This is a genomic window from Phytopseudomonas argentinensis, assembly GCF_900113905.1.
GTDB lineage: Bacteria > Pseudomonadota > Gammaproteobacteria > Pseudomonadales > Pseudomonadaceae > Aquipseudomonas > Aquipseudomonas argentinensis.
This window is the reverse complement of sequence record NZ_FORC01000001.1, coordinates 1,377,052-1,394,861: the sequence shown is the minus strand read 5'-3', so window position 1 is coordinate 1,394,861 and position 17,810 is coordinate 1,377,052. Positions and strand designations below refer to the sequence as shown.

Below are 17,810 nucleotides of genomic sequence, written 5' to 3'. Positions count from 1 at the left end.
TAGGTTTCAGAGGGAGGCGATGCTTATTTATAAGCATCGCCTTTTTATTTTTATGAAGAATATATTTGTAGTGCAGCCATTTTTGTTGCTGTCTGTCGTGTTGTTAAGTGTCTGCTTTGTCTATTGGCCTGGCCTAAGTGGTGGTTTTTTATTTGATGATCAGCCCAACCTGGAGACAATGGGAGATCTCGGTGGCGTAAGCAACTTAGAAACCTTTCGGGCTTTTGTTTTTAGTGGCTGGGCCGGTCCGACAGGGCGCCCTTTATCGCTAGCCAGCTTTTTGCTGGATGACAATACCTGGCCAAGTTACGCGCCGTGGTTCAAATACACCAATTTGCTGATTCATATATTGTGCGGCTTGTTGCTGTGTTGGGCAACGCTATTGCTGATGCGCAATCTCAAGTCAGTCAGTGAGCGGCAGGCACAATGGATTGCCGTTCTGACCTGTGCGCTTTGGGTATTGCACCCCTATATGGTGTCTACCACGCTGTATGTGGTGCAACGTATGGCGCAACTGGCCACGCTGTTCTGCTTAGTGGGAATTGTGCTTTACCTGTCTGCGCGCTTGCAGATGGCTATACGCACTAGGCGTGCCTATGTGCTGATGACGTTGGCGATAGGTGCAGGCACGCTGCTGGCCACTTTCAGCAAGGAAAATGGTGCTTTGCTGCCGTTGCTTATTCTGGTTATTGAGTTCTGTCTGCCGAAGGATGGCAAGCCTGTCTGGCAGTGGCGGGCTGTATTTCTCTGGCTTCCCTCCGTTGCTATCGCCGTTCTATTGGCTCGCTACATTGACTTTTCCGATAACCCGTGGCCGAGTCGCAACTTTAATCAGGTTGAACGTCTGCTAACCGAAGCCCGAATTGTCTGCGAGTACCTGCTTCATCTGTTTGTGCCCAGAATTGAAGGCAATGGCCTGTATCAGGATGGTTACGTTATTTCCAATGGGTTGTTTGAGCCGGTTAGTACTTTTTTTGCCATTGTTTTCTTGTTTGCTCTTGTTGTGTTTGCCTTCTTACTGCGTAAAAAAACACCTCTGATCAGTCTGGCTATTCTGTTTTTCTTTGCGGCCCACTTGATGGAATCCACAGTGGTTGGGTTGGAGTTGTATTTTGAGCACCGCAATCATTTGGCAGCCCTGTTTCTATTTCTACCGTTGGCCTATCACTGCGTCATTTTGACTGGCCGCTTCAAACTGCTGCCAGTCGTTGCGGTTGCCATTCTTGGTGTTCTGGCCTCCATGACTTGGCTGCGCGCATCGCTTTGGAGTAATAGCGAAAAGCTGGAGCTGTACTGGATGCAGGCTGCCACTGAATCGCCGCGCGCCATCAACAGTATGACAGCTTATTACATGAAAAATGGGCAGTACGAGAAAGCTAACGAGTATTTGTTTGCGGAAAGTGAGCGGTTGTCCCATAGCTCACTGCTAACAGTCCGTCTCTTGCTGCAAAAGGTATATGTAGGAGCGGCTTCAGAGCAGGACTTTATTGAAGCCGGCGAGCGGCTCAAGGTGCAGCAGTTTGATGCACAAACTGTGAAAGGCGTGCGCACCATTGTTGAGGCAGTGCTGGAAAGTAACTCGCCAGAGTATGTTCGCTATACCTTGAATTTATTGGGTGCGATGGATAGCAGTATTGTCTACAATCAATTTCCCTTGTTTATTCGCTTAGTGGCTTACCTGCGTGCCCAGATTTACCTGCATCTTGGTGATACTGCCCAAGCATATGAATACTACAGCCTGGCGATGAGTCTCTACCAGGAAACCGATGCAGCCTTAGCCATGGTGGCGGAAGTGGCGTCTGGTGGACACCCCAAAGAGGCATTAGCTCTGCTCGAGCAAGCTACCAAAGTGTTGGCACAGCAGGATTCGCGCAAGCTGAAGCGTTCGCGTACTTCCTATGAGCAAGATATAGCCTATCTGGATAGCGCCTTGAAAGAGGCAATAAAAACCGAGAACCCTGCTACGGAAGCGCCATGAATATAAGCATCGTCCTCCCCGCCAAAAATGAGGCGTTAGCCATTGGTGCAACTGTGGCTGGCATTCGCCAGTTCTACCCGGATGCCGAGGTGATTGTGGTCAATGACGGCTCCACTGACAGCACGGCAGAGGTTGCTGCCGCAGCGGGAGCCAGGGTTGTGCATCATCCCTACAGCAAGGGTAATGGTGCTGCGATCAAGAGCGGGGCACGTGCCGCCACGGGCGAGGTAATTGTGTTTATGGACGCCGACGGCCAGCATGATCCAGCGGATATCCCCCGTCTGCTGGTGTTGACTGAGCAGGGGCACGACATGGTAGTGGGTGCGCGTCAGAAAGGCTCACAAGCCAGCATTGGGCGTGGGTTTGCCAATGGCCTGTACAACCGCCTTGCAAGCTGGATGACGGGGCACCGAGTTGAAGACCTAACGTCGGGTTTTCGCGCTGTACGGGCAAATAAATTCCGCGAATTTCTCTATCTGCTACCCAACGGGTTTTCCTACCCCACTACCAGTACCATGGCTTTTTTTCGTGCCGGTTACTCTGTTGCCTATGTGCCGATTCATACGGCCAGGCGTATCGGCAAAAGCCATATTCGCTTGTTGCACGATGGCTCTCGCTTTTTGTTGATTATTTTTAAGATCGGCACGTTGTTTTCACCGTTAAAGATATTTGCGCCGGTGGCGGTGATCATGTTCATGCTGGCCTCCGGTTGGTACGGCTATACGCTCAGCACAGAAGGTCGCTTTACCAATATGAGTGCCTTGCTTTATAGCGGGGCTGTGATGGTGTTCTTGATGGGGCTGATCTCCGAGCAGATCACCGCCTTGATGTACAAGGATAAGGGCTGAACTCGGCAACGCGGAAGGCGGTGCGGTGCTAGTGGGTTACGATAATCAAGGCCAGGCTGTAGGTATCCAGCGCGCGCAAAAATTGCTGGAAGAGATTCCGAACAAAGTGCGCGATGTACTGTGTATCGTGATCGACGTGAATCTGCAGTTGCACGGTGCGTTGGAGATTCTGGAGGTCATTACGGCCAATCAACCCGTTAACGCAAGCGCAATAGCTGCCCCTTATCCCGCAGGTTACTCAAAGAACCATCGAGCGCTGCCAAAAAAACTGCGCGAGCAAGGGGAAATAGAATTTCAGAGCGCACCTAAAATGGGTGGCTACTTCGTAAAAGAACACTGATCATGTTTAGAGGTCCGATCGCTTTAGCCGCTCTACGCACCAGTGTGGTACTGGGGCTGCGCCTGATCGTACAGGCCGGCATCTTGTTGTTGGTGGCGCGGATGCTTGGCCCCGGGCAATTTGGCAGCTTTGTCGGTGTCGCTGCGTTAGCGGTGCTGCTGGGTACGCTATCTACCTTCGGTACGCATCTGGTGCTGTTAGGTGCGATGTCTAAAGACCCGGTCAGCCGAGCGCAAATACTGTCGTATGCTTTGCCGACCACCTTGCTGTGCGGCGGCGCGCTGCTGATCGCCTTTGTATTGATTTGTACCCAGCTACTGCATGCCAGTGGCGTGGGTTGGGGCGTGTTGTTGGCGCTTGGGGTGGCAGAGATGCTGCTGATGCCGCTGTCGGCCCTGGCGGTGGTTGAAGTGCTGGCGGCTGAACATACGGCGCGCTCCCAATTGTTGCAGACGCTACCATTGGCGCTGCGCCTGGTGGCGGCCGCAGCTGTGGGCTGGCTGGCACCGGAAGATCCACTGACGGTCTACGGCTATGGCTACTGTATGGCGACTGCAATTGGTTTGCTGGTGATGCTGGCGTGCCTCCCGCGCCGCTGGCCGCACCCACGTGTGTGGCGCCGGCCGAGTGGGCAGGAGCTGCGTGAGGCGGCCAGTTATGCCGCGCTCAATATCTCGGCGATTGGGCCGGCAGAGTTGGACAAGACGCTGGCTATCAGATTGCTGCCCTTGCCTGCCGCGGGCTTATACGCGGCGGCTGCACGTGTGGTGGGGGCAGTCACACTACCTGTGACTGCCTTGATGCTATCGGCATTGCCTCGCTTGTTCCGCGAAGGGCATGAGCAACCGCAACGCACTGCGCGCCTGTTACGTTGGATTTTTGGCGCTACAGCTCTTTACGGTATGGGGCTGGCGGTGGCGCTTTGGTGCTGTGCGCCGTTATTCGCCTGGCTGCTGGGGGGAAAATACGAAGGGGTGGATGAGGTGGTCCGCTGGTTGTGCCTTGCCGTGCCCGGTATGGCCCTGCGCATTGCGGCTGGCAATGCGCTGATGGCGCTGGGCAAGCCCTGGATGCGAGCAGGGTTCGAGGTGGCTGGTTTGGTGGTGTTGAGCGTGGCGGCCATGCTGCTGACGGCATATATAGGCATATTTGGTATGGCCTTGGCGCTGGTGTGCTCCGAATGGGCAATGGCGTTATTGGGGAGTGGGTTGGTGGTGCGGGTTTGTTGTGGTCGGCGGTGGCGTAAGGCTTCGGCATCTTCCACACAATACATCGAAAGTTGCCATAAGTAAGCCCTTCCAAGCGACCAGTGACCGAAAGCGCAAACTCCGTATCAGGGCACGTAAAGGTAGCGTCATGCACCGAGCTGTGATGAACGCGCACAGCTCCAGCCGGTTGCGAGCCAGCTTGCAGGCCAGCAACCAGTGTGACCGGTTGATGTGGTATTCGTAGAACAGCGAGCCGTTCTTGGCGCTGGACGAAGTGGCGTGTGAGGCACTTGCTTGCGGGCATTCCTGTTCGGCGATCTGGTTTTGCTCTGTAGTAAAGCCAAGCATGACGTCCTCACCATAGAAGAAGAAATCCTGATCAAACAACGGTGCATGCGCTTGATCGACGCGAACCAAGAGGCAGCAGCCGCTGGCATGGCGCAATGGCATGGCGTAGGGCTTGCGCGTGATCAGACCTAACAAGCGGTCGTAGTAGGCGAAGGGTGATGTATGCGTTTCATTGCCTTGCGCAATGCGCGGCGCCACGATGGCGGCGGTTTGCAGCGCACGGCGCATGTGGCTGAGTGCGCAGGGGGTCAGTTGTGCATCTGAGTTGATTAGCAGTACGTGGCTGGCTTGGCTGGCAGCAATATGTGCAAGCCCCATATTGACGCCAGCTGCAAAGCCGAGGTTGCGCCCAGGGTTCAATACCTCTGTATCAAACCCGGCGTTGTGCAGCGCATCCAGATCGTCCTGCATAGCTGCGATGGATTGCCCACCATCTTCTGAGTTGTCTACGACGATGACCTTGCGGATACCTTCCTGCTGAAGGGATCGTAGACAGACCAGTGTTTTTTCTGGTGTACGAAAGTGAAGAACAAGACCGGTGATTGGTGTGTTGGTATTTGCCTTCATCGAATCAATCCGGCTTTCGCGCTAATAGCACTGTTTCTTCAGTTCGGTACGGGCTGATTGTTGCCAGGGCATCAGCGAGCAAGCGCCAAGCGAACAAGCGGCCAGGCGACGGAGCGACAATGACTTCTCGTTGAGCAATGGCTTGGGAGATTCGCCATATCTGACGAACATGCGCACCACGCCTTAAGAGTTGTATCTCGGAGAAACCTTGTTCCTTGAGCCAGTTCGTAAGGATAGCTTGGCTGGGAATACACAGGTGATAAGGCGGGTGCAAGGCATGCCAAGCTGAGTTGGATACGAACAGCCCAATGCTCTGAGGGTTGGGTACTGCCAACCAGAGCCAGCCGCCAGGACGAAGTAGGTCGTGAGCGCGCTGCAGCAGGGCCGGCTGGTCATGCACATGCTCAATCACATGGCTCATGGTAATGACGTCGAACGATTGTTCGACCAGTTGCGGCGCAAAGGCATCGCCTTCGATCACGTCAATGCCAATGCTACGGCAGGCGGCAACGGCTTTGGGATCGATCTCGCAGCCGTGAACCTGCCAGCCCATGCTCTTGGCGCGATCCAGAAAAGCACCATTGCCGCAGCCGATGTCTAGTAAACATCCGGGCCTGCCGACGCGGTTGTATGTCAGGTGCCTGCCGTAGTAGTCGAGCTTGAGCCGCCAAGGCTCAATGAGCGAGAAAATGGCATACCCCCATCCGGATTCAGGTTGGCGGTGCATGCCAAAGCGTCGGTTGAGGTAGCCGTTGATCAGCCTCCACGCTAGACCGCTGCCGCCGTTTTGCGGCACATCGTCGGCCTCGGTGTCGTGTGTGTAGTAATCGTCATAGGCACGCGGCAACGATTGTGCATCCGGACGCGGGTCAAGCCAGATGGACTGGCAATCGATGCACTGCACCATGCGCCATAGATCGGGCATAGCACCTTCGTTGTCGCGACGTGTGAAGTTGGCTACAGCACGATTCTCGCTACTGCAGGCAGGGCAGTTCGCAACGGATTCCAGTTGGCCGCGTGACCATTGATTTTGCTGGGCAATGTTCATTTTTTGCCAAATCCTTGTCGTAATCCGTACCACATGTTTTTGATTTGCTGCCAGCGTGACGGCCCTGTTATCGCCATGACGAGGGTGGTGAACAGTAGCTTTATCGCGGCCCAGGTTTTCCACACCATGGGCACGTAGGGGCGTTTCATCAGCATGGCCGCGTTGCGGTACAGGTAGTAATGCCGGTGTGGCGGGCGTACTGGCCACACGCGCCATCCCAGCAGCCAGAAGCGCACGCTGGCCTGACCCATACTGTGCGCGAACACCGCGCTCGGGATGCCCCATAGGCTGTAGCCATGTGCCATGACGCGGAATGCCCATTCAGTGTCCACATGGTCGATGAATAAGGCCTCATCGAGTCCGCCTAGCTGCTGAAATAGTGCCAGTGGTACCAGCGTGCCGCTGCCGTTGAGGTTTGCGCACGGTACGGGAGTGGCAGTACCGGCAAGTGGGTAGGCCCGTGTCCAGCGCCAGCGGGTGCTTTGGTGAAACCCGTGCGTCAGGCCGGTGTCTGGGTCGGCCAGCAGCGGTCCCACGCAACCCACCTTGTGCCCTTTGGCCCGCAACTGACCGAATCCAGCAAGCAGCGTTGCAATGCTGCCTGGCTGCGGCTCACTGTCCTGATCGAGCAAGAGCACGAACTGGGGAGTGGGTGTCAATGTGGCCAACCAATCCACACCATAGTTGAGGGCGGCTGCCAGGCCAAGATTGGTTTCACTTCGTATCAGATGGATGTTTTGAAACTTGCCGGCGAGAGCTACAACTTCTTCCCAGATATCCGGCTTGGATGCGTTGTCCACAATGACCTTGATGCAGTGTGCGGGTAAGACGTGCAATTGCGCTTGAAGCTCTGCCAGGGAGGGGTTGAAGGTCACGGTAACTGTCGCCAGGTCTCCGGGAGCTGTAGCTGTGATAAAGATCGGCTCAGATGGGGAAGGTTGGGACGTGGTCATTCTGAGTCAGCCATTAAAGCGGTACCTATACGTTGGCCAAAATATGACCATGCAAACTCTTGAGCAAAAAGGGTTGTCGTGTTGGTGTGCTCTGCTGTCTTGCCACTGGTAAGAATCTGCAGTACTGCCTGAGCCAGCTTCGCATAGTCTCCAGACTCAACAAGATGCCCGGACTGCCCCTCAGCAACTGCATCGACCACGCCACCCGTGGCAAACGCCACGGTCGGCAACCCGTGCGCGGCAGCCTCGATGGCCACCATGCCAAAACCTTCCGGGTCATTGGGGATATGGCGTACAGGGAACACGTGTACATCGGCAGCCTCGTAGGCCGTGGCCAGTAAGGCCTTGTCGGTGATTACACCCAGGAACCTGATCTGCTCACATACGCCGGAGTGTTCTGCCTGGACTTGGATGCTTTCGACAGTCTGGATGCCGGCCCCCAGAGAGTTCTTCGGCGCTTCTCCAATTAAAACCAGCATGGCATCAGGCTCAGCTTTTACTATGGCGGGCAGGGCCAGCTCTACGAATTCGCGCAGGCCTTTGCGAGTGGTCAGACGCCCCACGGACAGCAGGATTTTTTTGCCGGTTAGCCCATACTTTTCTTTAAACGCAGCGATGCTTTCTGCCGGCTGTGATGCTTCTGGCAAGCTCACACCTGGATAGACAATGCTGATGTTGTTCTGGCTGACACCGGCAGCGATAGCCAGTGCTTGTGTGGGTGTGCTGTTGACGATGATCCGATCCAGCTTCTTGAAGGCCGGTCGCCAGAGCCTGCGATACGGGCCGTGATTGACGGTGATGTCGAAGCCATGCAAGTAGGCTGCCGAGCGAGCGCCACACCATTTGCTCAACAGCCAGGCGATAGGGGCGGTCAGGCCGCTGCCAGCAAGAATAACATCGGGTTTCCAGCGTAGGGCAATCCATAATCCTTTGAGAAAACTCAGCAGCAGGAATAGCGGCAGGGGTTTGAGTGGTACCTCGTCCAAGGTTACTGTCTCGGGTTTCAGTGCTGCAGCCCCAGAGGGGCCAACCACGCGAACACTAGCCTGCTTGCTGAGCTCATCAGCCATATGCCAATTCAGCCGCTCCATACCGCCCACTAGGGGCGGTAGATTGCGGGTAACGATCAGAATTTTTGGCTTGCGAGTGTGTGTCTCAGGCTGAGATGACATTTGCAGCCCCCGTCAGCCTGCCCCGGGTGTCGATTAGAAGTCTGGCGTGACTTTGCAGCAGGAGGTAATCAAAGGCATCATGATCCGTTGCTAAAACGATACAGTCGTAACTGGCAATGCCTTCGGCATCCAGCGTTACTGAGTTAAGATCAAAATGGTGGTCGCGCTTTTTCGGAAAATTCGGCACATGTGGATCACAATATTCGATTAATGCTCCTTTTTCCTGTAGCAGTTCCATGATTTCAACGGCCGGAGACTCACGACTGTCGTCGATATTTTTCTTGTATGCGAGTCCTAATATCAGGATACGGCTGCCTTTAACTGATTTGCCGTGATCATTGAGGGCATCTGCCACCTTTTGTACTACCCATCGGGGCATGTAGTGGTTGATTTCACCTGCAAGCTCGATAAATCTTGTGTTGATTCCATATTCCTTTGCCTTCCAAGTAAGGTAAAAGGGATCAATGGGAATGCAGTGCCCGCCAAGGCCTGGGCCTGGATAATAAGGTGTGAAGCCAAAGGGCTTAGTGGCCGCTGCACGGATGACTTCGTGTATATCGATGTTCATCTTGTCGGCCACGATTTTCATCTCATTGACCAGTCCGATATTCACTGCTCTATGTATGTTTTCCAGCAGTTTAGTCATCTCAGCAGTGCGGGTATTGCTCACGGGAACTAGCGTCCGAATGGCATGCTGATAGAGTGCTTGGCCGATCTCGAGGCAGCTTGCACTCATACCCCCTATTATCTTGGGGATGTCCTGAGTACCATAGTTCGGATTTCCTGGATCTTCTCGCTCTGGTGAAAACACCAGCGCGCAATTTTCGCCAGGAACGAAACCGCTTGCTAAAAGTCTGGGCGCCAGTTCTTCGTCGGTGGTTCCGGGCCAGGTAGTACTTTCTAAAGAAACTAATTGACCTTTTCGGAAGTGAGGAAGAATTGCCTCTACCGTTTTTATGACATAGCTTAGATCGGGCTCCCGGTGATTATTAAGTGGTGTGGGTACACAAATTATAAGTGCGTCAGCCTCGGCAGTTCTGGAAAAGTCGACGGTTGCTTCGAATCCTTGTTTAAGGGCTTCTTTTATCCGGTCAGGCGTCAGTCTTTCTATGTAGGTTTTTCCAGCCAGAAGGGTATCGACCTTAGCTTGATCGATGTCAAAGCCTATAACTTTGATACCTACTTCAGAAAAGCGTAACGCTAGTGGCAACCCTACATAGCCCAGGCCATAGATACCTACGATGGCTGTGCCCGAGGTTACCCGCTCGCGCAAGGTGCTGAGGAATTCGCTCACTTGGATTGCTCGGCTCTATAGTGGTATTGGTTCCGCATAATGCCAGAAGATCATTGGTAACCGCAGTGTGCTCAGTCACGCTTCTTAGGGATACAAAATCTAGTAAGTCACCATGGATCTCGCGCTAGCACGCCAAACTCAACGTTTGGCTTTCAGGCCAGTTTGAAGATTTCGCGTGTTGGATGGTTACCCGCTAGGGATGCCGGCTTCATTGCCTGCCTACTTTTCCCCAAAAACCTGAACCAACCGCGCCGCCCTTGCTCCACTGCTCTCTGACCTAGCCTTTGTTGCCTAAAATTTCGCTACGTCAGGTGTGACGAATCGTAGGGGAGTGCGCCATGAGTATCGAATACCGCCGCCCATTTTGGGTGACTCTTACCGCTTTGTCGGTTTTGCTGCTGGGCGCAGTTATGGCCGCAGGCGGCGGTTATTTGGTGAGCTTGGGCGGCTCTTGGTATTACCTGGGCGCTGGCATAGGCCTGCTGCTCGTAGCCAGCCTACTATTCGCCCGCCGCCGTTCCGCCATCGCGCTTTACGGCCTACTACTTCTAGGCACCCTGGCTTGGACCCTCTACGAAGTCCGCTTCGACTGGTGGCAGCTGGCGCCGCGGATCGACCTGTGGTGCATACTCGGGCTCTGGTTGTTCCTGCCTTTCGTAAATCGACAGGTGGGCCGTAGTGGCGTGTGGCGCGATGGCGCCACGGGCGTTCTGGGCCTGGGTATTGTGGCCGGTGCGTTGATGGCCAGTTATTCGCTGACGCAGGATGACCATTCCATCGACGGCGAATTCAGTAATGCGCAGATGCAGGGTGATACGGCTGGCGGCATCGCGCAGCGTTCGGCGAGTGAGTGGCCGGCCTATGGTGGCTCCAGGCACAGTGATCGCTATTCCACGGCTGATCTAATTACGCCGGAAAATGCCGGCAAGCTGGAGAAGGCCTGGGAGTTTCATACTGGGGATTTGCCGGGGGAGGGCGACCCCCATGAGCTGACCAATCAGGTCACGCCGCTGAAGGTTGGCAATACCCTGTTTATCTGCACGCCCCATAGCGTGGCCATCGCGCTGGATGCGGACACCGGTGAGGAGCGCTGGCGCTTCGATCCGAGCATCAACCGCGATGCCGAGTACTACCAGCATATGACCTGCCGTGGCTTGGCGTATCACGATGGCGCCGCTGTTGCGGCAACCGCCAATGCCGCCGAGCAACCCAACCAACCTGCTGCGCGCTGTGAAAAGCGCCTGTTCCTGCCGACCAACGACGGCACCCTGATGGCGCTGGATGTCGAGGACGGCCAGCCATGCGAAGACTTCGGTGATGCCGGCACGGTCGATCTCAAGGCCGGGCTGGGTGAGGGTGCGCTGGGTGTCTATCTGCCGACCTCGCCACCCGTGGTGACCAGCAAGCTGGTGATCCAGGGCGGTTCGATTACCGATAACGGTTCGGTTGATTCACCCGGCGGCGTGGTCCGCGCCTATGACGTGAAGACCGGCGAACTGGTGTGGAATTTCGATCCTGGCAAGCCGGATGCCACCGAGCCGCTGGCACCGGGCGAAACCTATGTGCGCAGCACGCCCAACGTCTGGACGATTCCCACCGCTGACGAGGCGCTGGGGCTGGTGTATTTGCCGATGGGCAACCAGACCCCGGATCAGTGGTCGATCCCGCGCGATGAGCTGGCCGAGCGTTTTACCGATACCCTGGTCGCGCTGGATCTGGCGACCGGCAAGGTGCGCTGGGAGTTTCAGACCGTGCACCACGACCTGTGGGATCGTGACCTGCCATCACAGCCGACCCTGGTGGATATCGATGGCGCGCAGGGTAAGGTGCCGGCAATCATCCAGCCGACCAAGCGCGGCGATCTGTATGTACTCGACCGCCGTACCGGCGAGCCCATCGTGCCGGTCAACGAGATGCCGGTGCCCCAGGGCACCGACTACGGCGATACCACCGCTGCGACCCAGCCTGCTTCGGCCTTGAGCTATGCGCCACAGGGGCCACTGCGCGAGCGGGACATGTGGGGTGGTACGCCGATCGACCAGATGATCTGCCGCATCCAGTTCCGCAAGCTGCGTTACGAGGGCGATTTCACCCCGCCATCGCAGCAAGGCTCGCTGATCTATCCGGGCAACGTCGGCGTGTTCAACTGGCCGTCGGTGGCGGTGGATCCGCAGCGGCAGCTGTTGTTCGGCGCGCCGAACTATCTGGCGTTCATATCGCAGATGGTCAAGCGCAGCGAGGTCGATCCCGATGAGCAAATGGGCGGTGGGGAAACCGGCCTGCAGCCCAACCTGGGGGCGCCTTATATGGTGCGCTTGCAGCCCTTCCTGTCTGTGCTCGGTCTGCCGTGCCAGTCGCCGCCCTGGGGTTATGTGACCGCTGTGGACCTGCGCACCATGAAGAAGGTGTGGATGCACAAGAACGGCACCAGCCGTGATAGTGCGCCGCTGGGTTTGCCTTTCCCGGTGGGTACGCCGGCGCTCGGTGGGCCGATCGTCACCGCCGGTGGCGTGGCATTCATGAGCGGTACGCTGGACTACTACCTGCGTGCCTATGACCTGAAGACCGGCAAGGAACTGTGGAAAGGGCGCTTGCCGGCGGGTGGCCAGGCGACGCCTATGACCTATGTCTCCGAGAAGACCGGTAAGCAATACGTGGTGCAGATGGCCGGCGGGCATGGCTCTTTCGGCACCAAGATCGGCGATTCGGTGACTGCCTGGGCACTGCCCGAGGATAAATAAACAGGAAGCCCCGCTCGACCCAGTCTATGAAACGCCCAAAAAAACGGCCCATTCAGGGCCGTTTTTTTGAGCATGAAAAAGCGCGATCAATGGTGCTCGCGCGTCGCGCGGAATTTCACATCCGGCCAGCGTTCTTCCATCAGGCTCAGGTTGACGCGGGTCGGCGCCAGGTAGGTGAGGTGGCCACCGCCGTCGAGGGCGAGGTTTTCCACGGCCTTGTTGGAGAATTCCTCGAGCTTCTTCTTGTCGTCGCACTCGATCCAGCGCGCCGACCATACGGTGATCGGCTCGTAGCCGCACTCGACCTTGTATTCCTCCTTCAGGCGGCTTGCGACCACGTCGAACTGCAGCACACCGACCGCGCCGAGGATGATGTCGTTGCTGCGCTCGGGAAAGAACACCTGGGTGGCGCCTTCCTCGGCAAGCTGCTGCAGGCCCTGGCGCAGCTGCTTGGATTTCAGCGGATCCTTCAGGCGCACGCGGCGGAACAGCTCCGGGGCGAAGTGCGGGATACCGGTGAAGCCCAGCGCCTCGCCTTCGGTGAAGGTGTCGCCGATCTGGATGGTGCCGTGGTTGTGCAGGCCGATGATGTCGCCGGCCCAGGCCTCCTCGAGCATTTCCCGCTCGCTGGAGAAGAAGGTCAGGGCATCGCCGATGCGTACGTCCTTGCCGGTGCGCACGTGGCGCATCTTCATGCCTTTCTCGTACTTGCCCGAGCAGATGCGCATGAAGGCCACGCGGTCGCGGTGCTTGGGATCCATGTTCGCCTGGATCTTGAACACGAAACCGGTGAATTTCTCCTCGGTCGGCTGCACCGGGCGCTCATTGGCGACCCGCGGCAGTGGGCGTGGTGCCCAATCGACCACCGCGTCGAGCACATGGTCGACGCCGAAGTTGCCCAGTGCGGTGCCGAAGAACACCGGGGTCAGCTGGCCGTTGTTGAATTCGTCTTGGTCGAACGGGTGGCAGGCGACCTGCACCAGCTCCAGCTGCTCGACGAAGCGCTCGTACTCGTCGCCCAGGTGGGCGCGCGCCTCATCGGAGTCGAGTTTCTCGATGATCTTGGTTTCGGTGCGCTCGTGGCCGTGGCCGGCGGTGTAGACGATGATGTAGTCGCCTTCGAGGTGGTACACGCCCTTGAAGTCGCGGTAGCAACCAATTGGCCAGGTGATCGGCGCGGCCTTGATCTTCAATACCGCCTCGATCTCGTCGAGCAGTTCGATGGGGTCGCGGATGTCGCGGTCGAGCTTGTTGACGAAGCTGACGATGGGCGTGTCGCGCAGCCGGCACACGTCCATCAGGGCGATGGTGCGCGGCTCGACGCCTTTACCGCCATCGAGCACCATCAGTGCGCTGTCCACCGCGGTCAGGGTGCGGTAGGTGTCTTCCGAGAAATCTTCGTGGCCCGGGGTGTCGAGCAGGTTGATCATGTGCTCGCGGTAGGGGAACTGCATCACCGAGGTGGTGATGGAAATACCACGTTGCTTCTCCATTTCCATCCAGTCGGAAGTCGCATGACGGTCGGATTTACGCGACTTCACCGTACCGGCCACCTCGATCGCCTTGCCCATCAGCAGCAGCTTTTCGGTGATGGTGGTCTTACCGGCGTCGGGGTGGGAAATGATCGCGAAGGTGCGGCGCTTGGCGACTTCGGCGGCCTGAGTGGTCATGGATGCGTGCCTGCTTGAAAGCGTGAGCGGGCCAGGGCGGCCCGGAAAAATGCGCGATTATAGCGGTAAATGCGGGTGCGCTGGGGCATCCGCTGCGCACGTCTGTCGCGTTGCCGGTGCTGCTAATGGCGTAGGATCGGCACTCTGTTCACGCCTGGGATTGCTCATGAAGCCTTCAGCTCTTTTGTGCGTCGCCCTGGGGCTTGCCTCGAACGCTGCACTGGCACAGCTGCCCGAGTGCCGGGTTGGCTTTCCTTCCGGCGCAGAGCGCGACCTGCCGCTCGCCGCCACTCCTGAGGCGCGCACCCTGGGGCTTTCCGGTCGTGACGAGGTAGGCGATGGCATGCTCTTCGCCTGGCCAAATGAGGGGCTGCGCGAGCTATGGATGAAGGACACCCGCGTCGCGCTGTCGGCCGCCTTCATCGATGCCAGCGGCAACGTACGCAAGGTGGTGGACATGCGCCCCTTCAGCCTGCAGCGCCACGGCTCCGATGCGCCGGTGCGCTATATCATCGAGGTCGCCAAGGGTGAGTTCGCGGCGCTTGGGGTGGTATTTGGCAGTCGCGTGAGCATCGACTGTGAGCAGGCCGAAGACTGAGTCGGCCCTCGATCCTTTTGATCGGTAATTCGGCTGACGCGGCTCTTGACGCTGCTGTTACACTATCACCCCTCGCAAATCCGCATCCCTTTCCGCTATCAGGAGCATCCGGTGCCCGTCGTGTTCGTCGCCGCCTCCCAACTGCCGACTCCGTTCGGTGTGTTCACCATGCATGGCTTTCTCGAAGAGGCCACGGGCAAGGAGCATGTCGCGCTGACCTTCGGCAATGTGGCCGACGGTGAGCCGGTACTGGGGCGCTTGCATTCCGAGTGCCTGACCGGTGATGCGCTGTTCAGCCTGCGCTGCGATTGTGGTTTTCAGCTCGAGGGTGCCCTGCGTGCCATCGCCGAGGAAGGCCGCGGCGTGCTGCTGTACCTGCGCCAGGAAGGCCGTGGCATCGGCCTGCTCAACAAGATCCGCGCCTACGAGCTGCAGGATGGCGGCGCCGACACCGTCGAAGCCAACGAGCGCCTGGGCTTTGGTGCCGACATGCGCGACTACGCGATCTGCCTGCCGATGCTCAAGCACCTGGGCATCTCCTCGCTCAAGCTGATGACCAACAACCCGCGCAAGGTCAAGGCGCTCGGCGACATGGGCATTCCGGTGGCCAACCGCGTGCCGCTGCAACTGGGGCACAACCCGCACAACAGCAAGTACCTGGCCACCAAGGCCGGCAAGCTCGGGCACATGCTCGGCAAGCTGCATCAGGGTGAGGTCGAGCGGCCTTGACCCGCGCCGCGGTCAAGCGTCGGTTGGCCCTGCTCTGGTGGCGGCAACTGGCACTGAACCTGGCGCCGCTGTTGCTGATCAATCTGTTGTTCGGTGCCGGGCGCCAGCCGGGCGTGCTGGCCATGCCGCTGTTCATTGCCGGCCTGGCCTCGTTGTTCGTCAGCCTGCCATTGTTCAGCGCGTACAAGCGCGCCTTGTTCGCCCTCGCCAAAGCGCTGAATACCATCGACGAGCCCGCCGCCTGGCTGAGCCTCGCCGAGCGCCGGCGTCCTGCTTTGCTGGGGGCCGGATTACCAACCTGGATCGCCGCCCTGGCGGTATTCGCCGGGCTGGAAGCGGTGCCGCAGATTCTGCTGGCGCTGGCCAGCGTCGTGGTGCTCTACCTTTACCGCGTTCCCCGGCAGCTCTGATGCGCGGTGTGTTGCTTGCGCTGCTGTTGCTGCAGGCGACCTCACTGGCAGCTGCCGAGCGAGTGGTCAGCCTGGCGCCGTCGCTGAGTGAAATCGTCCTCGAACTGGGTGCCACCGACAAGCTGGTCGGCGTGCTCGATGGGGGCGAGCGTCCTGCAGCGCTGGCGCATGTGCCGTCCGTGGGGCGCTACGGGAATCTGGAAATGGAAACCCTGCTCGCTCTGCAGCCGGATCTGTTGCTGGTGTGGCCCGGCAGCGTCAGCGCTGCCCAGCGCGAGCAACTGCAAGGTTTCGGTATTCCCATGCTGGTGCTCGAACCGCGCTCGCTGGATGAGCTGGCCCGGCAATTCCTGCTGATCGGCGAGCGGCTTGGCCGGCCAGAAGCGGGGCGGCGCCTGCATGATCGCTTCGTCGCTGGGCTCGAAGCGCTGCGGACGCGTTATCGGCGTAACGAGCCTTTGCCGGTTTTCTATCAGGTGTGGGACGCACCGCTCTATACCGTCGGCGGTCGGCAGATCATCAGTGATGCGTTGCAGGTGTGCGGAGCACGCAACCTGTTTGCCGACCTCGACCTGCCAGCACCCAAGGTCAGTGTGGAGGCTGTGCTGCAGCGCGACCCGGCGCTGATCATCACCGGTGATGCGCGCCAGTTGCAGTCTTGGCAGCGCTGGCCGCAGCTGCGCGCCGTACGCCGCGAGCAATTGCGCGTGCTGCCGGACAAAGGCCTGGAGCGGCCAAGCTTCCAGATGCTCGCCGCCACGGCCCGGCTTTGCGAGGTACTGGCGCCGGCCAGGTGATCGCCGTCAATGCCTGCGTTCAAGTCGTGCGATGACACTGGTAATGCGCGCCGCCAACTGGCAGATTGAACGCCTTCCCGTTCATTGCAGACCTTATGAAAGCCCCTGTATCCCCCTGGTTTTCCCCTGCCAGCGCCCTGATCGTTGGCGTCGCGCTCCTGCTGGTCTTCCCCCTCAAGCTGCTGCCCAGTCTGTTGGCCGGCCTGCTGGTGTTCGAACTGGTCAACCGCCTGGCGCGGCCGATGCAGCGCCTGTTGGCGGGCAATATGGGCCGTTTGCTGGCCGTCGGTGTGCTCAGCGTGCTGGTAATCGCCGTGCTCGGGCTGATCTTCGCCGGCGGCTTCTCGCTGTTGATGCACGAACTCAACAACCCGGGGCGGATGATGGGCAAATTGCTTGGCGTGATCGACCGCGCCCGCGAGCAGTTACCCGAAGCGCTGGTGGCGTACCTGCCGGCCAACGTCGATGACATCCGCGTGGCGCTGCACGACTGGCTGCGCGGGCATATCAGCGAACTGCAACTGCTCGGCAAGGGCGCCGTGCACATGTTCGTCACCGTGTTGATCGGTATGATCCTCGGTGCGGTGATCGCCTTGCAGAGCGTGCCCGATCCCGACCAACTCAGGCCCCTGGCCGGCGCCCTGCTGACCCGCGTGCAGCGTTTCGTGGAGGCGTTTCGCAACATCGTCTTCGCGCAGATCAAGATATCCCTGCTCAACACCACCTTTACCGCGATCTTCCTCATCGGCGTGCTGCCGCTGTTTGGCGTGCATCTGCCGCTGACCAAGACGTTGATCGTGATCACCTTCGTGGCCGGCCTGCTGCCGGTGGTTGGCAACCTGATCTCCAACACCGCGATCTTCGTGGTCGGCCTGTCGCTGTCGATCTGGGTAGCGCTGGGCGCACTGGCTTACCTGATCGTGATCCACAAGGTCGAGTACTTCCTCAACGCACGCATCGTCGGCGGGCAGATCAAGGCGCGGGCCTGGGAGCTGCTGCTGGTGATGCTGGTGTTCGAGGCCGCGTTCGGCATCGCCGGCCTGGTCGCCGCGCCGGTGTACTACGCCTACCTGAAAAGCGAGCTCAAGGCCCAAGGCTGGGTATAGACG

Annotated in this window: 16 protein-coding genes; 10 read left to right on the top strand and 6 right to left on the bottom strand. The window is 58.4% G+C overall.

Features of this window, described 5'->3' with window-relative positions:
* Positions 1–19: 19 nt before the first annotated feature.
* From BM154_RS06315 to BM154_RS06305, 4 genes are read left to right on the top strand one after another with little or no spacing between them, the layout of a single operon-like run.
* Positions 20–1,978, top strand: coding sequence for a tetratricopeptide repeat protein (locus tag BM154_RS06315; protein WP_074881494.1), 1,959 nt, complete (start codon positions 20–22; stop codon positions 1,976–1,978).
* Positions 1,975–2,826 (top strand): glycosyltransferase family 2 protein, encoded by an 852-nt coding sequence (locus BM154_RS06310; protein WP_074881493.1) that lies wholly within the window; start codon positions 1,975–1,977, stop codon positions 2,824–2,826. The genes BM154_RS06315 and BM154_RS06310 overlap by 4 nt, the downstream gene beginning before the upstream one ends.
* Positions 2,827–2,857: 31 nt before the next feature.
* Positions 2,858–3,166 (top strand): hypothetical protein, encoded by a 309-nt coding sequence (locus tag BM154_RS23760; protein WP_139225393.1) that lies wholly within the window; start codon positions 2,858–2,860, stop codon positions 3,164–3,166.
* Positions 3,167–3,168: 2 nt separating this feature from the next.
* Positions 3,169–4,458 carry a lipopolysaccharide biosynthesis protein gene (locus BM154_RS06305; RefSeq protein WP_074881492.1) on the top strand — a complete coding sequence of 430 codons (1,290 nt, stop codon included), beginning with the start codon at positions 3,169–3,171 and terminating at the stop codon, positions 4,456–4,458.
* On the opposite strand, the gene BM154_RS06300 is transcribed toward BM154_RS06305, so the two are convergent.
* The 5 genes from BM154_RS06300 to BM154_RS06280 all read right to left on the bottom strand — a co-directional run bounded on the left by BM154_RS06300 (position 4,360) and on the right by BM154_RS06280 (position 9,756).
* The gene (locus tag BM154_RS06300) at positions 4,360–5,289 is read right to left on the bottom strand and encodes a glycosyltransferase (protein WP_074881491.1); all 930 of its coding nucleotides are present in this window, start codon (positions 5,287–5,289) and stop codon (positions 4,360–4,362) included. The genes BM154_RS06305 and BM154_RS06300 overlap by 99 nt on opposite strands.
* Positions 5,290–5,293: 4 nt before the next feature.
* Positions 5,294–6,337: a class I SAM-dependent methyltransferase gene (locus BM154_RS06295; RefSeq protein ID WP_083414462.1), complete on the bottom strand. Its 1,044-nt coding sequence runs from the start codon at positions 6,335–6,337 to the stop codon at positions 5,294–5,296.
* Positions 6,334–7,212 carry a glycosyltransferase gene (locus tag BM154_RS06290; protein WP_244157064.1) on the bottom strand — a complete coding sequence of 293 codons (879 nt, stop codon included), beginning with the start codon at positions 7,210–7,212 and terminating at the stop codon, positions 6,334–6,336. Before BM154_RS06290 ends, BM154_RS06295 begins: the two co-directional genes overlap by 4 nt.
* 74 nt (positions 7,213–7,286) lie before the next feature.
* The gene (locus BM154_RS06285; protein ID WP_244157062.1) at positions 7,287–8,360 is read right to left on the bottom strand and encodes a glycosyltransferase family 4 protein; all 1,074 of its coding nucleotides are present in this window, start codon (positions 8,358–8,360) and stop codon (positions 7,287–7,289) included.
* Positions 8,361–8,445: 85 nt separating this feature from the next.
* The gene (locus BM154_RS06280) at positions 8,446–9,756 is read right to left on the bottom strand and encodes a nucleotide sugar dehydrogenase (RefSeq protein ID WP_074881487.1); all 1,311 of its coding nucleotides are present in this window, start codon (positions 9,754–9,756) and stop codon (positions 8,446–8,448) included.
* A 338-nt stretch (positions 9,757–10,094) separates the two neighbouring features.
* On the opposite strand from BM154_RS06280, the gene BM154_RS06275 reads away from it, so the two are divergent.
* A complete protein-coding gene (locus tag BM154_RS06275; RefSeq protein WP_074881486.1) occupies positions 10,095–12,497 on the top strand; it encodes a membrane-bound PQQ-dependent dehydrogenase, glucose/quinate/shikimate family in 2,403 nt (800 codons plus the stop codon).
* Between the two features lie 86 nt (positions 12,498–12,583).
* On the opposite strand, the gene BM154_RS06270 is transcribed toward BM154_RS06275, so the two are convergent.
* On the bottom strand, positions 12,584–14,167 hold the full coding sequence (locus BM154_RS06270; protein WP_074881485.1) for a peptide chain release factor 3: 1,584 nt from the start codon (positions 14,165–14,167) through the stop codon (positions 12,584–12,586).
* Between the two features lie 166 nt (positions 14,168–14,333).
* On the opposite strand from BM154_RS06270, the gene BM154_RS06265 reads away from it, so the two are divergent.
* From BM154_RS06265 to BM154_RS06245, 5 genes are all read left to right on the top strand, one after another.
* Positions 14,334–14,765 (top strand): DUF192 domain-containing protein, encoded by a 432-nt coding sequence (locus BM154_RS06265; protein ID WP_074881484.1) that lies wholly within the window; start codon positions 14,334–14,336, stop codon positions 14,763–14,765.
* Between the two features lie 111 nt (positions 14,766–14,876).
* On the top strand, positions 14,877–15,494 hold the full coding sequence (gene ribA / locus BM154_RS06260; protein ID WP_074881483.1) for a GTP cyclohydrolase II: 618 nt from the start codon (positions 14,877–14,879) through the stop codon (positions 15,492–15,494).
* Positions 15,491–15,904 carry an MFS transporter gene (locus BM154_RS06255; RefSeq protein WP_074881482.1) on the top strand — a complete coding sequence of 138 codons (414 nt, stop codon included), beginning with the start codon at positions 15,491–15,493 and terminating at the stop codon, positions 15,902–15,904. The genes ribA and BM154_RS06255 overlap by 4 nt, the downstream gene beginning before the upstream one ends.
* Positions 15,904–16,701, top strand: a complete 798-nt coding sequence (locus BM154_RS06250; protein ID WP_074881481.1) for a helical backbone metal receptor — start codon at positions 15,904–15,906, stop codon at positions 16,699–16,701. Before BM154_RS06255 ends, BM154_RS06250 begins: the two co-directional genes overlap by 1 nt.
* A gap of 95 nt (positions 16,702–16,796) precedes the next feature.
* A complete protein-coding gene (locus BM154_RS06245) occupies positions 16,797–17,807 on the top strand; it encodes an AI-2E family transporter (RefSeq protein ID WP_074881480.1) in 1,011 nt (336 codons plus the stop codon).
* Positions 17,808–17,810 lie beyond the last annotated feature (3 nt).

Coding starts and splice junctions, on each gene's coding strand:
- BM154_RS06315 (WP_074881494.1), top strand. CDS start 20: ATGCTTATTTATAAGCATCGCCTTTTTATTTTTATGAAGAATATATTT.
- BM154_RS06310 (WP_074881493.1), top strand. CDS start 1,975: ATGAATATAAGCATCGTCCTCCCCGCCAAAAATGAGGCGTTAGCCATT.
- BM154_RS06305 (WP_074881492.1), top strand. CDS start 3,169: ATGTTTAGAGGTCCGATCGCTTTAGCCGCTCTACGCACCAGTGTGGTA.
- BM154_RS06300 (WP_074881491.1), bottom strand. CDS start 5,289: ATGAAGGCAAATACCAACACACCAATCACCGGTCTTGTTCTTCACTTT.
- BM154_RS06295 (WP_083414462.1), bottom strand. CDS start 6,337: ATGAACATTGCCCAGCAAAATCAATGGTCACGCGGCCAACTGGAATCC.
- BM154_RS06285 (WP_244157062.1), bottom strand. CDS start 8,360: ATGGCTGATGAGCTCAGCAAGCAGGCTAGTGTTCGCGTGGTTGGCCCC.
- BM154_RS06275 (WP_074881486.1), top strand. CDS start 10,095: ATGAGTATCGAATACCGCCGCCCATTTTGGGTGACTCTTACCGCTTTG.
- BM154_RS06270 (WP_074881485.1), bottom strand. CDS start 14,167: ATGACCACTCAGGCCGCCGAAGTCGCCAAGCGCCGCACCTTCGCGATC.
- BM154_RS06265 (WP_074881484.1), top strand. CDS start 14,334: ATGAAGCCTTCAGCTCTTTTGTGCGTCGCCCTGGGGCTTGCCTCGAAC.
- BM154_RS06250 (WP_074881481.1), top strand. CDS start 15,904: ATGCGCGGTGTGTTGCTTGCGCTGCTGTTGCTGCAGGCGACCTCACTG.
- BM154_RS06245 (WP_074881480.1), top strand. CDS start 16,797: ATGAAAGCCCCTGTATCCCCCTGGTTTTCCCCTGCCAGCGCCCTGATC.